General features: G+C 73.4%; 12 protein-coding genes and 1 tRNA gene. 3 read left to right on the top strand and 10 right to left on the bottom strand.

Features of this window, described 5'->3' with window-relative positions; translation table 11 throughout:
* Nucleotides 1-10: 10 nt before the first annotated feature.
* Complete coding sequence (locus IE326_RS13450) at nucleotides 11-1,174, bottom strand: serine/threonine-protein kinase (protein WP_150232833.1); 1,164 nt, start codon at nucleotides 1,172-1,174, stop codon at nucleotides 11-13.
* A gap of 410 nt (nucleotides 1,175-1,584) precedes the next feature.
* Between IE326_RS13450 and IE326_RS13455 the strand changes: the two genes are divergently transcribed.
* Nucleotides 1,585-2,463, top strand: coding sequence for a glycosyltransferase family 2 protein (locus tag IE326_RS13455; protein WP_150229214.1), 879 nt, complete (start codon nucleotides 1,585-1,587; stop codon nucleotides 2,461-2,463).
* 42 nt (nucleotides 2,464-2,505) lie between these two features.
* Here IE326_RS13455 and IE326_RS13460 read toward each other — a convergent pair whose 3' ends face one another.
* From IE326_RS13460 to IE326_RS13490, 7 genes are all read right to left on the bottom strand, one after another.
* Complete coding sequence (locus IE326_RS13460; protein ID WP_190041620.1) at nucleotides 2,506-3,240, bottom strand: alpha/beta fold hydrolase; 735 nt, start codon at nucleotides 3,238-3,240, stop codon at nucleotides 2,506-2,508.
* Between the two features lie 85 nt (nucleotides 3,241-3,325).
* A complete protein-coding gene (locus IE326_RS13465) occupies nucleotides 3,326-4,867 on the bottom strand; it encodes an SPFH domain-containing protein (protein WP_150229209.1) in 1,542 nt (513 codons plus the stop codon).
* Nucleotides 4,868-4,926: 59 nt separating this feature from the next.
* Nucleotides 4,927-5,430, bottom strand: coding sequence for an NfeD C-terminal domain-containing protein (locus tag IE326_RS13470; protein WP_150229207.1), 504 nt, complete (start codon nucleotides 5,428-5,430; stop codon nucleotides 4,927-4,929).
* A gap of 140 nt (nucleotides 5,431-5,570) precedes the next feature.
* Nucleotides 5,571-6,587, bottom strand: coding sequence for a PucR family transcriptional regulator (locus tag IE326_RS13475; protein WP_150232827.1), 1,017 nt, complete (start codon nucleotides 6,585-6,587; stop codon nucleotides 5,571-5,573).
* Between the two features lie 128 nt (nucleotides 6,588-6,715).
* Nucleotides 6,716-6,789, bottom strand: a tRNA-Pro gene (locus IE326_RS13480).
* Between the two features lie 38 nt (nucleotides 6,790-6,827).
* Nucleotides 6,828-7,511: a Pr6Pr family membrane protein gene (locus IE326_RS13485; RefSeq protein ID WP_190041621.1), complete on the bottom strand. Its 684-nt coding sequence runs from the start codon at nucleotides 7,509-7,511 to the stop codon at nucleotides 6,828-6,830.
* Nucleotides 7,512-7,600: 89 nt separating this feature from the next.
* The gene (locus IE326_RS13490; protein ID WP_150229203.1) at nucleotides 7,601-8,539 is read right to left on the bottom strand and encodes a metallophosphoesterase; all 939 of its coding nucleotides are present in this window, start codon (nucleotides 8,537-8,539) and stop codon (nucleotides 7,601-7,603) included.
* Between the two features lie 74 nt (nucleotides 8,540-8,613).
* Between IE326_RS13490 and IE326_RS13495 the strand changes: the two genes are divergently transcribed.
* A complete protein-coding gene (locus IE326_RS13495; RefSeq protein ID WP_150229201.1) occupies nucleotides 8,614-9,078 on the top strand; it encodes a GatB/YqeY domain-containing protein in 465 nt (154 codons plus the stop codon).
* Nucleotides 9,079-9,149: 71 nt separating this feature from the next.
* Here the strand turns inward: IE326_RS13495 and IE326_RS13500 are convergent, their stop codons facing one another.
* Nucleotides 9,150-11,381: a transglycosylase domain-containing protein gene (locus IE326_RS13500; RefSeq protein WP_150229199.1), complete on the bottom strand. Its 2,232-nt coding sequence runs from the start codon at nucleotides 11,379-11,381 to the stop codon at nucleotides 9,150-9,152.
* A gap of 385 nt (nucleotides 11,382-11,766) precedes the next feature.
* On the opposite strand from IE326_RS13500, the gene IE326_RS13505 reads away from it, so the two are divergent.
* Entirely contained in the window at nucleotides 11,767-12,111 is a 345-nt protein-coding gene (locus IE326_RS13505) for a WhiB family transcriptional regulator (protein WP_030749207.1), read from the top strand.
* Nucleotides 12,112-12,138: 27 nt separating this feature from the next.
* Here IE326_RS13505 and bagB read toward each other — a convergent pair whose 3' ends face one another.
* Nucleotides 12,139-13,593, bottom strand: a complete 1,455-nt coding sequence (gene bagB / locus IE326_RS13510) for an ATPase BagB (protein ID WP_190042236.1) — start codon at nucleotides 13,591-13,593, stop codon at nucleotides 12,139-12,141.
* Nucleotides 13,594-13,643 lie beyond the last annotated feature (50 nt).

Below are 13,643 nucleotides of genomic sequence, written 5' to 3' on the forward strand. Positions count from 1 at the left end.
GGCGCCCGGCTCAGGAGAGCCAGGCCATGCCGATGAAGAGGAAGACGACGAAGGCGACGACTCCGGCGACGGCGGCCGTCTTGCGCGGCCTGCGGCGGGACAGCTCGGCGAGCGCGCCCCCGGTGGACGGGCCCCCGGAGCGCGGCTCGGGCGCCCGCCGCCGCCCCGCCCCGCCCGCCGGGGCGGCCACCGAGGTGGGCGCGGAGGGAGGCCCGGGGACCGGCGCGGCCATCGGGCCCGACCCGGGGCCGCGCGGCGCGGAGGAGGGCGCGGGGGCGCCGGGCCCGTGGCCGCCGGGCCGGAGTCCGCCGGCCGGGGGCGCGGAGGCCGGGGGCATGGCGGCCGCGGCGGGCCGGGGCGCGTACTCCCGCCAGGCTCCGGAACCGAACCAGTCGGCGATGGCCTGCGCGGGCGGGCGCTGCTCGGGCTGCTTGGCCAGCAGGCTCAGCAGGTACGCCTCGAAGGCGGGCGTGAGGACCACCCCGAGGCGGCTCGGCGGGGTCGGCGCGCTGTCGATGTGCTGGTACAGCAGGGCGGTGGCGGTGTCCGCGCGGAACGGCGGGTGCCCGGTGAGCAGCTGGTAGAGGACGCAGCCCAGCGAGTACACGTCGGAGGCGGGGGAGGCGGGCTTGCCGAGGGCCCGCTCCGGCGCCAGGTAGAGGCCGGTGCCGACGATCTGGCCGGTCGTCGTCAGTCCGGCGGACGGGTCGTCGACGAAGCGGGCGATGCCGAAGTCGGCCAGCTTGACCGTGCCCTCGGCGTCCATGAGCAGGTTGCCCGGCTTGATGTCGCGGTGGACCACGCCCTGCCGGTGGGCCGCGGCGAGCCCGGCGGCGGCGTGCGCGGCGACCACGGCGACCCGCTCGGCGGGCAGCACGAGGGGCTGGGCGGGGGAGGAGGCGAGGCTGTCGCCCTCGACCAGCTCCATCACCAGGAAGAGCTTGCCGTCCCAGGTGCCGAAGTCGAAGACGCCGACGACGTGCGGGTGGCTGAGCCGGGCGGCGGTCTGCGCCTCCAGCCGGAAGCGGTCGGCGCCGGAGGGGTCGGTGGACTGCGCGAGCATCAGCTTCACGGCGACGGCCCGGCCGAGCACCTCGTCGGTGGCCTGCCACACCTCGCCCATGCCGCCACGGCCGATACACCCGTGAAGCCGATATCGGTCCGCGACCAGCACCAGGAGACGCCCTTTCGACAATCGATCACTTGACGGCAGAGGACCAGGGTAGAGCCGCCACGCCTGCGTCCTCGCCGCGCTCCCCCCGAAGCGGAACCCCGAGCGGACGCCGAGCGGAACCCCGGCACGGTCACGGCACGACCACGCCGTGACCGCGAACCGGCCACGGCACGACCACGCCACGACCGCGAACCGGTCACGGCACGTCCGCGACGCAACCGCCGCCGTACGCACGGACGTCCGGGAGGCCCCCGGGGGTTCCGGATCCGGTGGCCCCGCCTTCCGGGCCCCCGCCCTTTCCCCTTCCGGGTTCCGCCAGGGTTCCGGGAGGGTGAACAATGGGTGGCGCGGGGCCGGTGGGAAACCGGCCCGTACGCGAGACCCGACCCCGACCTGGAACGGAGTGGACCGTGGCGCGACCGAGAGTGGGCGTGGCGGTACTGACGATGGGCACCCGCCCCGCGGAGCTGGGCGCGCTGCTCGACTCGGTGGCGATGCAGGACGAGCCCGCCGCCCGGATCGTCGTGGTCGGCAACGGCGCCGGCTCGCTGCCCGCGCTCCCCGAGGGCGTCACGGGCGTGGAGCTGGCCGAGAACCGCGGGGTGACCGGCGGCCGGAACGTGGCCATCGACACCCTCCGCTCCTTCGGCGACGTCGACGTCCTGGTCGACCTCGACGACGACGGCCTGCTGGTCGACCGGGACGTCTTCCGCCGCCTGGCCGACCTGTACGAGACGGAGCCGAAGCTCGGCGTCGTCTCCTTCCGGATCGCCGACGAGACGGGCGAGACCCAGCGGCGGCACGTCCCCCGGCTGGGCGCCAAGGACCCGATGCGCGGCGGCGAGGTCACCACCTTCCTCGGCGGCGGGCACGGACTGTCGATGCCGATGCTCGACCGGATCGGCGGCTGGCCGGAGGACTTCTTCTTCGCGCACGAGGAGACGGACCTGGCCTGGCGGGCGCTCGACGCGGGCTGGCGGATCCGGTACGCGCCGGAGCTGCTGCTCCAGCACCCGAAGACCAGCCCGGCCCGGCACGACGTCTACTACCGGATGACCGCCCGCAACCGCGTGTGGCTGGCCAAGCGGAACCTCCCGGCCCCCCTGGTCCCGCTCTACCTGCTGGTCTGGGTCCTCCTGACGGTCGCCCGCACCCGCTCGGTCCGGGGCCTGCGCTCCTGGTTCGCGGGCTTCGGCGAGGGCCTGCGGGCCCCGGCGGGCCCCCGCCGCCCGATGAGCTGGTCCACGGTGCTGCGCATGACGAAGCTGGGCCGCCCGCCGATCATCTGACCCGCCGGTCGCCGGGCCCGCCGGACCCCTCGGCCCCGCCGGTCACCCGGTCTTCGCGCCGAGGACGCCCCGCTCCGCCAGGAAGTCCTCGACGAGGTCCGCCCAGACCTCCGGCTCCTCCCAGAACGGCATGTGCCCGGTGGCGAGTTCGGCGGTCCGGGCGCCGGGGACGGCGGCGGCGAGCGCCCGCTGGGCGGCGGGTGCGACGAGCGGGTCCTCGGTGGTGACGACGACGAGCGCCGGCACCGCGAGCCGCCCGAGGTCCTCCCGTACGTCGACGAGCCCGGCGAGCTCCAGATGGGCCGGGGTCCCGGCGGGCGGGGCGGGCGCGAAGCCCAGCGAGAGCCGCAGCAGCTCGGGATCGACCGCCTCCAGGAACGACGTGCCGAGCCCGGTCAGCGCCAGGTGCTCGGCGAGCAGCCGGTGCTGCCCGCTCTCGTACAGCCCCCGCCAGAGGGAGGTCCCCAGCCGCATCCGGTGGTCGAGGCGCGGGAACGGCGCGGTCAGCACGAGGGCGGTGACCCGCTCCGGGTGCCGGACCGCGAGCCGTACGGCCAGCGGGGCGCCGAGCGAGTAGCCGCAGACGGCGAAGGACGGGACCCCGGCGGCGTCCGCTCGCGCCACGAAGCCGTCCACGACCTCGTCGACCCCGAGCCCGCCCCGTTCCGGCAACTCCCCCGGCACGCAGGTGATCCGGTCGCCCAGCCGTCCGGTCAGCCCCCCGAAGTGGCTCTCGACGTTCCCCCCGGCCCCGTGCACCAGCAGCAGCCCCGTCACTCCAACCCCCTCCGGTCACCGGACGATTCGGCCCCGCCCCTGCCTATCACGGAGGGACGGGGCCGCGGTGGGGCGGGTGGCCGGCTCAGCCGGTGATCTCCACCTTGCCGTCGGCCGGGGAGGCCGGGCCCGCGGGGGAGGCCGCCGGGGCCGGGACGGCCGCCTTCGCGGTGAACCCCTGGAGGAGGGAGGCGAGGTCGACGCCCGTGGTGGAGGAGAGCAGTTCCATGCCCTGGGCGACGTTGTCGGTGACCGTGCGGGTCAGCCGGCTGGCGCCGTCCGTGGAGACGACGGTCAGCTTGTCGACGGCGGCGAGCGGTTCGGCGGCCTTGCCGACGACCTGCGGCAGGACCTCGACGAGCATCTGGAGCACGGCCGCGTCGCCGTACCGCTCGAAGGCGTCGGCCCGCTTGTGCATGGCCTCGGCCTCGGCGGCGCCCTTCGCCGCGATGGCGCCTGCCTCCGCGTCGCCCTCCAGCCGGACGGCCTCCGCGATGGCGGCGCGCCGGGCCCGCTCGGCCTCGCCGCGCTTGGCGCCCTCGATGGCCTCCGCCTCGGCGAGGGCCTGACGGCGCTGCTTCTCGCCCTCACCGGTGAGCCGGGCCCGCTCGGCCTCGGCCTCGGCCGCCGCGATGGCCGCCATCCGCTCGGCCTCGGCCTGCTTCACGCGGGCGGTGCGCTGCGCCTCGGCCTGCTGCTCGGCCTCGTACCGCTTGGCATCGGCGGGCTTGCGGACCTGGGTGTCGAGCTGGCGGTCGGTCAGCGCGGCCTGCCGGGCGGCGACCTTCTCCTGCTCGGCGAGGATGTCCTGCTGGCGGGCGGCCTCGGCGAGCGGTCCCGCGGCGTTGGCCTGGGCGGCGGCCTCGTCGGTCTGCGCCTTGATCTCGGCCTGCTTCAGGTACAGGGTCCGCTGGGCGACCGCGATCTCCTCCTCGGCCTTCAGCCGGGCCTGCTCGGCCGCGCGCCGGGCCTCGGCCTCGGCGATGTCGGCCTCCTGCTTGGCGCGGGCGGCCTCGGGCCGGCCCAGGTCCTCCAGGTAGGAGCCCTCGGTGGTGATGTCCTGGATCTGGAAGGCGTCGAGGACGAGGCCCTGCCCGGAGAGGCTGGCCTCGGCCTCCTCGGCGACCTGCCCGGCGAAGGCGGCCCGGTCGCGGATGATGTCCTCGACCGACATCCGGCCGACGATGGACCGCAGCGCGCCGGACAGCACCTCCTGGGTGAAGCCGACGATGCCGTCCTGCTGCATCAGGAACCGCTGGGCGGCGGCGCGGATGGAGTCCTCGGTGCCGCCGACCTTGACGATGGCGACGCCCTCCAGGTTGGCCTTCACGCCGCGCAGGGTGACGGCGCCGCGGACGGCGATGGGGATGTGCCGGCTGGAGAGGTCGAGGGAGAACTTCTGCTGCACGAACGGCACGACGAAGACCCCGCCGCCGACCACGACCTTCTGGCCGCTGTTGTCCGTGTAGACGCGGCCGGTCGCCGGATCGGTGGCCTGCTTGCCGCGCCGGCCCGTGATGATGAACGCCTCGCTGGGGCCCGCGACCTTGTAGCGGGTGACGACGGCGAGGGCGAGCAGGACGACGAGGACGACGATGCCCACCACGGCGATGAGGACAGGGCTCATGACGAACCCCCTTCGTTCGGTTCCGACAGAGGGAAGGCGGGGGAGGGGAGGGACGGCGGTCAGCGGTCGACGGGGCGCACGAGGACGGAGGTGGCCGACAGGACCGCCTCGACCCACACCTCGGTGCCGCGCGGGACCGGCCGGTCCGCCCTGGCCGCGTACTTCACGGGCTGGCCGCCCAGGTGGAGCAGCACCTCGCCGTAGCCGTCCGCCGGCACGGCGGTGACCACGGAGCCGGAGGTGCCGGTCAGGTCCTCGCCGCGCGGTGCGGGTGCGGTCGCGTCACGCAGCAGGATCCGGCTGAACTTCCAGGTCAGCCAGCCCGCTCCGGTTCCCGCGACCGCCCCCGCACCGGTGGCGACCCCCGTTCCCGCCCCGCTCGCGCCGAGCACGAGCGCCCCCGTGAAGCCGAGTGCCGAAAGGAACCCGGCGACCACCGGCAGCGACAGGACCCCGTCCAGCCCCCCGAAGCCGTCGAGGAGTCCTTCCAGGACCCCGTCGAAGACCAGGCTCAGGACGAGCAGCAGCAGACCGCCGATGCCGAGACCGAGAAACCAGACCATGTCCCCGCTCCTTCGGCCGCCGTGCCCTGTCCGCCGTCCAGAGGATCGTTTCACCGCACAGGCATCCGCCGCATTGCCGGTGACCGGCAATCTTTACGCGTTCTTGATGCCGTCCCGAAACGGACGGGCCGCCCGGGGGCTCACAGCTCCTCCTCGGGCCAGCCGAGCAGCCGGGCCCCGATCGCGGCCGTCTGGAGCGTGTACCGCTGCGTCGGATCGCCGGGGTCCGCGCCGGTGAGCCGGTGGATGCGGTCCAGCCGGTACGTGACGGCCCGCACGCTCAGCGCGAGCCGGCGGGCGGCCTCGGTGGTGACGCAGCCCGCGTCGAAGTAGGCGTGCAGGGTGTCGAGCAGCGGCCGCGCCCCGCCCCGGGCGCCGGCGAGCGGCCCGAGCACGGTCCCGACGAGGTCGGCCATGGCCTGCCGGTCCCGCCCGAGGACCGGGTAGACCAGCAGGTCGGCGGCGTACAGCACCGGCCCGTCGAGCCCCATCCGGTCGGCGAGGTCCAGGGCGCCGAGCGCCTCCTCGTACGAGTGGACGACGCCGCCCGCGCCCGGGTGGGGGCGGCCGATCGCGACCAGCGCCTCGCCGTCGGCGGCGTACGCCCGCTTGGCGAAGTGGGTGAGGACCTCGGGTTCGTCGGCGGGGGCGACGCAGATCAGCCGCCCGTCCTTGGTGGTGAGCAGGATCCGGCGGGTGCCGAAGCGGGCGAGCAGCGAGGACTCCACGCTCCGCGAGACGGCCGCCCCGTCGCCGAAGGGCTCGGGCGCCTGCGCGACGGCCACCGCGTGGGCGTGCGAGAGCAGCAGCCCGAAGCGCTCGGCGCGCTCGGCGAGCCGCCCGAGGTCGCTGCGCCCGTACAGCAGGTCGTCCACGAACTCCCGCCGCGCGGCCTCCTCCTGGCGCACCGCCAGCCTCTGGGCCCGCTCGTGGCCCTCGGCGAAGGCGTCGACGGCCTGCTCGACCGCGCCGAGCAGCAGGTCGGGGTCGGTCCCCCGGGGCAGTCCGGCCCGCACGGTCCGCGCCGCCGCGAGATGCGCCCGGACCATCGCGCGCAGCCCGATCCCGGCCTCCGCGGCCCGCTCCCCGCGCTCCCGCAGCCCCTCCAGCTCGTCCCGCCCCAGCCGCCGCCCGGTGGCGCACACCCCCGCCAGCATCCCGGCGTACCCGTCGAGGTACGGCTCGTACGCCTCCCGCTCGCTCACGGTCCTCCCGCCCCCTGCTCCCTCGGAAACGACTCAGGGCCCGACCCGCTTCCGCGGATCAGGCCCTGAGTTCCTGGCTGTCGGGGTGGCGGGATTTGAACCCACGACCTCTTCGTCCCGAACGAAGCGCGCTGCCAAGCTGCGCTACACCCCGATGTCGCTGCTCTGATCTTCTCGTCGCGGCGACATCGATTACTCTAGCCCACCCGCGCCCAGAGACGAAATCCGGTTACGGCACCCCGCCACCGCAGGTCGGAAGCGGTCGGCGAGGACGAGGAGGAGGCCGAGGGCGTAGAAGGCGAGGCCGAGGACGAGGGCGTTGACCAGGACGCCGCCGTAGCCGTGGGCGGCGACGTCGACGAAGGGGTACGTGTACCGGGTGGGGTGGCCGGCGGGGAGCAGGGCGCCGCGGACCAGGGCGAAGACCAGGTAGGCGGCGGGGGCGGCGAGCCAGAGGGCCGCGAAGCGGGGGCGGAGGGCGCCGGGCCGGGTGAGCAGCAGCCAGTCCAGGACGACGCCGAGGGGGGTGACGGTGTGCAGGAGCTGGTTGGAGACGGCCCGGCCGCCGGTGAGGGCGTCGACGGCGGCGGCCTGGTTGAAGGAGCTCGACGGGTTGTCGAGGACCAGGTGGAAGACGAGCCCGACGACGCAGATGCAGAGCAGCACCCCGCCGGTGAGGACGGCGGGGAGCGGCGGCCGGCCGGTCCACGCCCTGGCCGCGCCGAGGCCGAGGACGACGGCGACGGCGGTGTTGGACCAGATGGTGAAGAAGCTGAAGGCGACGAGGGGGTCGCCCAGGGCGCAGTCGATCGTGATGCCGGTCGCCGCGGCGAGCGCGACCAGGGCACGGACGACGGCGGCGAAACGGTTCGGCATGGTCGTCACCGTACGGGGACGGGAGCGGTCCCGTCCCCGTACGGGCCCGGCGGCGTGCCGTTCCGGGCCGGGCGCGGCCGCCCCCGGCCTCAGCCGCGGGCCGTCAGCGTGAGCAGCGTCGCCTCGGGCGGGCAGGCGAAGCGGACCGGGGTGAAGCGGTTGGCGCCGCAGCCGGCCGACACGTGCAGGTAGGAGGTGTGGCCGCCGGCGGTGTGGGTGGAGAGGCCCTTCACGCGGTCGGTGTCCAGGTCGCAGTTGGTGACCAGCGCCCCGTAGAAGGGGACGCACAGCTGCCCGCCGTGGGTGTGCCCGGCGAGCAGCAGCTCGTAGCCGTCGGCGGTGAAGGCGTCCAGGGCCCGCAGGTAGGGGGCGTGGACGATGCCCAGCGAGAAGTCCGCCGACGCCTCGGGGCCGCCGGCCACCCGCTCGTACCGGTCCCGCTTGATGTGCGGGTCGTCGAGGCCGGTGAAGGCCAGGTCGGCCTGGGGCAGCTTGAGCCGGCCGCGGGTGTTGGTGAGGTCCACCCAGCCGGCCGCGTCGAAGGCGTCCTTGATGCCCTCCCACGGGTTGTGCACGGCGCCGACGACCGGCTTGTTGCCGTTGAGCCCGTGCCGGCCCTGCACCTTCTCCAGGAGGTAGCGGCCGGGGTTGCGGAAGCGGGGGCCGTAGTAGTCGTTGGAGCCGAAGACGTACACGCCGGGGAACTCCATCAGCGGGCCCAGCGCGTCGAGGAGCTCCGGCACGGCGTCGGTGTCGGAGAGGTTGTCGCCGGTGTTCACGACGAAGTCGGGGCGGAGCCCGGCGAGCTTCTGGAGCCAGGCCCGCTTCTTGTTCTGCCCGCACACCATGTGGATGTCGGAGACCTGGAGGACCCGCAGGTCGGCCATGCCCGGCGGGAGGACGGGGACCGTGACCCGGCGGAGCCGGAACGAGCGGGCCTCGAACCCGGCCGCGTAGACGACTCCCGCCGCGGCCGTCGCCGCGACGCCTGCCGTGACCTTCAGGGGGATCCCGTACCGTGCGCGCATCCTCCCATCGTTCCAGACGCGCGGCGCGGAAATGGACGGGCGGTCCCCGGCGGGCACCTGCCACACTTGATGCCATGACCACGCTCAAGGCACGACTGAAGGACGACCTCAACGCCGCGATCAAGGACCGCGACGAACTGCGCTCCTCGACCCTGCGGCTGACCATCGCCGCCATCACCAAGGAGGAGGTCGCGGGCAAGACCAAGCGCGAGCTCACCGAGGACGAGGTGCAGAAGGTGATCGCCAAGGAGGCGAAGAAGCGGCGCGAGGCCGCGGACGCCTTCGAGCAGGGCGGTCGCACCGAGTCGGCCGAGCGCGAGCGGGCGGAGGGCGTCCTGCTCGACGCGTACCTGCCGAAGCAGCTCTCCGACGAGGAGCTGGACGGCATCGTCGCCGAGGCGGTCGAGGAGGCCCGCGCCGCCGGCGCCGAGGGCCCGCGCGCCATGGGCGCCGTCATGAAGATCGTGAACCCGAAGGTGGCGGGTCTCGCCGAGGGCGGCCGCGTCGCCGCCGCGGTGAAGAAGCACCTGGCGGGCTGAGCCCGGGGACCCATGAGGAAGGGCCCCACCGGAGACCGGTGGGGCCCTTCCTCGTGCCGTGCCGTCGTGCGTCAGCGGTTGCCGCGGCCGTGGCCCGGCCGGGAGTCCCCGCCGCCGGTCAGGTCCGGCAGCGTGATGCCCGGGAGCGGGGAGACCGGCTTGTCGGCCGGCTTGTCGTCCCCGCGGGGCTTGTCGTCGGCGTCGGGCTTGTCCTTCTTCGGGTCCTTGGGCTTCTCCGCCCGCGGGACCTTGACGTCGACGAAGGACGGGGCGTCGTCGCCGAGCGCGCCGGTCATCGCGATCCGCCAGATCGGGCCGGGGAGGCAGCCGCCGCAGACCTTCTCGTAGTACTCGCCGCCGATGGTGATGTCGTACATCTCGTCGCGCTTGCCGACGTCGTCGCCGACCCAGACGGCGGTCGACAGGTCCGGGGTGTAGCCGACGAACCAGGCGTCCTTGCGGCCCTCGGTGGTACCGGTCTTGCCCGCGTTGTCCCGGTCGCTCAGACCGGCCCGGGTACCGGTGCCGTCCTCGACCACGCCCTTCAGCATCTGGTTGATGGTGTCGGCGGTGCGGTCGGACATCGCGCGGGTGCACTTGGTCTGCGGCACGTTCAGCTTGTCGCCGTTGGCGGCCTTGACCGAGTCGATGACGACCGGGACGCAGTAGATGCCGCGGTTGGCGAAGGTCGCGTACACGTTGGCCATGTCGAGCGGGGTGCTCTCCAGGGACCCGAGGGTGGCGGACGGGCTCTGCCGGATCGGCTTGCCCAGCTCGCGCTCGTAGCCGACCTTCTTCGCCATCGTCAGCGTCTCGCACAGGCCGGCCATCTGCTCCAGCTTGGCGAAGTACGTGTTGATGGATTTGCCGAGGGCGCTCGTCATGTCGAACGCGCCCTTCTCGGACTTGAGCTCGTTCTGCACCGACCACTCGGCGTAGCCGGACGGCTTGCCGTCGCAGCGGGTGAAGTCGCTCTCCTTCATGGAGATCTTCCACGGCGTGTCGAAGCTCTGCGCCGGGCTCAGGCCCTTCTCCAGGGCCGCCGCCGCCGTGATCGGCTTGAAGGTCGAGCCGACCGGGAAGCCGTACGTCGTGCCGCCCATCTTGCTGCCGACGGCGAGGTTGAGCGTGGTCTGGTGCTGCTTCTGGTCCAGGCCGTAGGGACGGGACTGGCTCATCGACAGGATCCGGCCGGTGCCCGGCTTGACCTGGACGACGGCGGTCGCGACCCCGTCGTCCTTGTTGACCTTGGCGACGGCGGCCTCGTTCGCCGCGGCCTGGGCCTTCGGGTCGAGCGTGGTCCGGATGGTCAGGCCGCCCAGGTTCCAGAGCTTCTGCCGCTCCTCGGAGGTCTTGCCGAAGACCGGGTCGTTGAGGACCGTCTTGCGGACGTAGTCGCAGAAGAAGCCGGCGCCGTCGACGGCGGTGATGCAGCCGTTCTTCGGCGTCTTCACCTTCAGCTTGATCTTGGTGGCCTTGGCCTCGTCGGCCTCCTGCTGGCTGATGTCGCCGACGTCGGCCATGCGCTGGAGGACCACGTTGCGCCGCTTGGTGGCCTCCTCGATGTCGTTGATGGGGTCGTAGCGGCTGGGCGACTGCACCAGGCCGGCCATCATCGCGGACTCGGGAAGGGTGAGCTTCGAGGCGGGCTTGGAGAAGTAGCGCTGCGCGGCGGCCTCGATGCCGTACGCCTGCTGCCCGAAGAACGTGATGTTGAGGTAGTTCTCCAGGATCTTCTTCTTGCCCAGCTCCTCCTCGACCTGGATCGCGTACTTCAGCTCGCGGACCTTGCGGCCGATCGTCTGCTGGGTGGCCTGCGCGACCTTCTCCGGGTCGTCACCGGCCTCCTCGACGAAGACGTTCTTCACGTACTGCTGGGTCAGCGTGGAGGCACCCTCCGAGACCCCGCCGGACTGCGCGTTCTTGTTGATCGCGCGCAGCACGCCCTTGAGGTCGATGGCCCCGTGCTCGTAGAAGCGTGCGTCCTCGATCGCGACGAGGGCCTTCTGCACGTAGGGGGAGATCTTGTCCAGCGGGACCACCTTGCGGTCCCGCGAGTAGACGGTGGCGATCAGCCCGCCCTCGGAGTCCAGGATGGTGGTGCGCTGACTGAGCGGCGGGGTCTTCAGGTTCGAGGGGATCTCGTCGAACCCCTCCACCGTCCCCTTCGCCGCCAGACCCAGCGCGCCGGCCGCGGGCAGGGCGATGCCCGCCAGCACGGCTCCGGAGAGCACGCTGACACCGAGGAACTTGGCGGCCTGCTGGGTCCCGGTCAGACCACCGCCCGAGCGCTTCTTTGCCATGGGGGCAGCCTACGTTCTCAATCGCCGGACACACGTATATGCCTTGGCCTAAGCTGCTCCCAACTGTCACAGGAGTGCGGTCCCGCATCAACCCCTCTGCGTGACATTCGCCTGATTTCCGGCACGAGTTCCGCGTCCCCGAATCCGCGGAGACCTCCTGTCCGATTCCGGTGCGTGTGTCAGGGGGTGTCCTTTAGCACACGCATGTCCTCCGCTCACTCCCCTGGGTGATCTGACGCATACGCATAGTCCGTTCGGACCATTCAAGATTGGGCCCGAAGGGGGTGTTGCGCTGTCCCCGCCTTCCGTAACGTCCCAACTGGCAGCGGTGAATATGCCGCTGCCGCCGTGGGGGAGCCTCGATTCGGGAGAGGACGGCGCCGGTATGGGCTGGGTAGCTGACTGGAGTGCGCAGGCGGCCTGCCGCACTACGGATCCGGATGAACTTTTCGTCCAGGGAGCGGCACAGAACAGGGCGAAGGCGGTGTGCACCGGCTGCCCGGTGCGCACCGAGTGCCTTGCCGATGCCCTGGACAACCGCGTGGAGTTCGGTGTGTGGGGCGGCATGACGGAGCGCGAGCGCCGTGCCCTGTTGCGCCGGCGTCCCACGGTCACTTCGTGGCGGCGGCTCCTGGAGACCGCGCGCACGGAGTACGAGCGCGGCGCGGGCCTGCTGCCCGTCGCCATGCAGGACGACGCGACGTACGAGGAGTACGCCGCGGTCGGATAGGCCCCGGCCGCCCCGCCTGAGGTCCCGTCAGGACCGGTCGCGCGGGGAGGAGAGGCGTTCACCGACGGCCCGCAGCCCGGCGAGGTCATGCACATCGCCGGGCAGGGCGGCCACCTCGGTCACCGGCACCTCCGGGTGGAGGGCCGTGAAGCGGTCCCGCGTGCGCTGCTCGCGCGCGAGCACCCGCATCCGCTCCGCATGCAGCCGGAGCAGCCCGGCCGTGAGCCGCGCGACGTCCGCCTCGGTGACGTCGGCGCCGGGCGCGGGGGATGCGCCGGACGTACCTGACGTGTCGAGCGCGCCGGAAGCCCCCGACGTGCCGGACGTGCGGGGCACACCGGAAGCGCCGGTCGCGCTGGAGGTGTGGTCGTTCTCGCTGTCGCTGTCGCTCGTGGTGCGCTCGTCGGTCGCTTCGGCCGTGGGGGCGGCCGGGGATGCGGCGGTGTCCGCGGAGGCGGGGCGTGCGGAAGGGGAGTCGGCGGCGGTGGCGGGGCGGGACGGCCCGGACGACGCGGCCGGGACGTCACTGCGTCCAGTCTTCCCGGCCCCCTGATCCACCATGCGGCCCTCGTCAAGATTTTCCGCGGCGGCCCGCGCCCGCTCGGCCGAGAGGCCCTCCGCGCCGCTGCCGTGCACCCGGTTGAGCACCAGCCCCGCGAGCGGCATGCCCTCGGCGGCCAGCCGCTCCACGAAGTACGCCGCCTCCCGCAGCGCGTCCCGCTCCGGCGCCGCGACCACCAGGAAGGCCGTGCCCGGGGCCTGGAGCAGCCGGTACGTGGCGTCCGCCCGTGTCCGGAAGCCGCCGAACATCGTGTCCATCGCGGCCACGAAGGTCTGCACGTCCCCCAGGAACTGGCCGCCGAGCAGCTTCCCCAGCGTCCCCGTCATCATCGACATGCCGACGTTGAGGAACTTCATCCCGGCCCGGCCGCCCACCTTCGCCGGCGCCATCAGCAGCTTGATGAACTTCCCGTCCAGGAAGGACCCCAGGCGCTTCGGCGCGTCCAGGAAGTCCAGCGCCGACCGGGACGGCGGGGTGTCGACGACGATCAGGTCCCACTCGTCCCGGGCCCGCAGCTGGCCCAGCTTCTCCATCGCCATGTACTCCTGCGTACCGGCGAAACCCGCCGACAGGGACTGGTAGAAGGGGTTCTCCAGGATCGCCCGCGCCCGCGCGGGCTCCGCGTGCGCCTCGACGATCTCGTCGAAGGTCCGCTTCATGTCCAGCATCATGGCGTGCAGTTCGCCGCCGTCGGGGCCTTTGACGCCGTCCACCCTGCGCGGGGTGTTGTCGAGCGCGTCGATGCCCATCGACTGGGCCAGCCGCCGGGCCGGGTCGATGGTGAGGACCACCACCCGCCGGCCCCGCTCGGCCGCCCGCACGCCCAGCGCCGCCGCCGTGGTCGTCTTGCCGACCCCGCCCGAGCCGCAGCAGACGATGATCCGGGTCCCCCGGTCGTCGAGGATCGGGTCGATCTCCAGGGCGGGCCCGGCGTCGAGCCCGCCCGCGGCGCCGTCCGGGGCCTTCTCCG

This window comes from Streptomyces filamentosus (assembly GCF_014654895.1).
Classification (GTDB): domain Bacteria; phylum Actinomycetota; class Actinomycetes; order Streptomycetales; family Streptomycetaceae; genus Streptomyces; species Streptomyces filamentosus.

Coding starts and splice junctions, on each gene's coding strand:
- IE326_RS13465 (WP_150229209.1), bottom strand. CDS start 4,867: ATGAGCCCTGTCCTCATCGCCGTGGTGGGCATCGTCGTCCTCGTCGTC.
- IE326_RS13505 (WP_030749207.1), top strand. CDS start 11,767: ATGGGCTGGGTAGCTGACTGGAGTGCGCAGGCGGCCTGCCGCACTACG.
- IE326_RS13470 (WP_150229207.1), bottom strand. CDS start 5,430: ATGGTCTGGTTTCTCGGTCTCGGCATCGGCGGTCTGCTGCTGCTCGTC.
- IE326_RS13475 (WP_150232827.1), bottom strand. CDS start 6,587: ATGCTGGCGGGGGTGTGCGCCACCGGGCGGCGGCTGGGGCGGGACGAG.
- IE326_RS13500 (WP_150229199.1), bottom strand. CDS start 11,381: ATGGCAAAGAAGCGCTCGGGCGGTGGTCTGACCGGGACCCAGCAGGCC.
- IE326_RS13495 (WP_150229201.1), top strand. CDS start 8,614: ATGACCACGCTCAAGGCACGACTGAAGGACGACCTCAACGCCGCGATC.
- IE326_RS13485 (WP_190041621.1), bottom strand. CDS start 7,511: ATGCCGAACCGTTTCGCCGCCGTCGTCCGTGCCCTGGTCGCGCTCGCC.
- IE326_RS13490 (WP_150229203.1), bottom strand. CDS start 8,539: ATGCGCGCACGGTACGGGATCCCCCTGAAGGTCACGGCAGGCGTCGCG.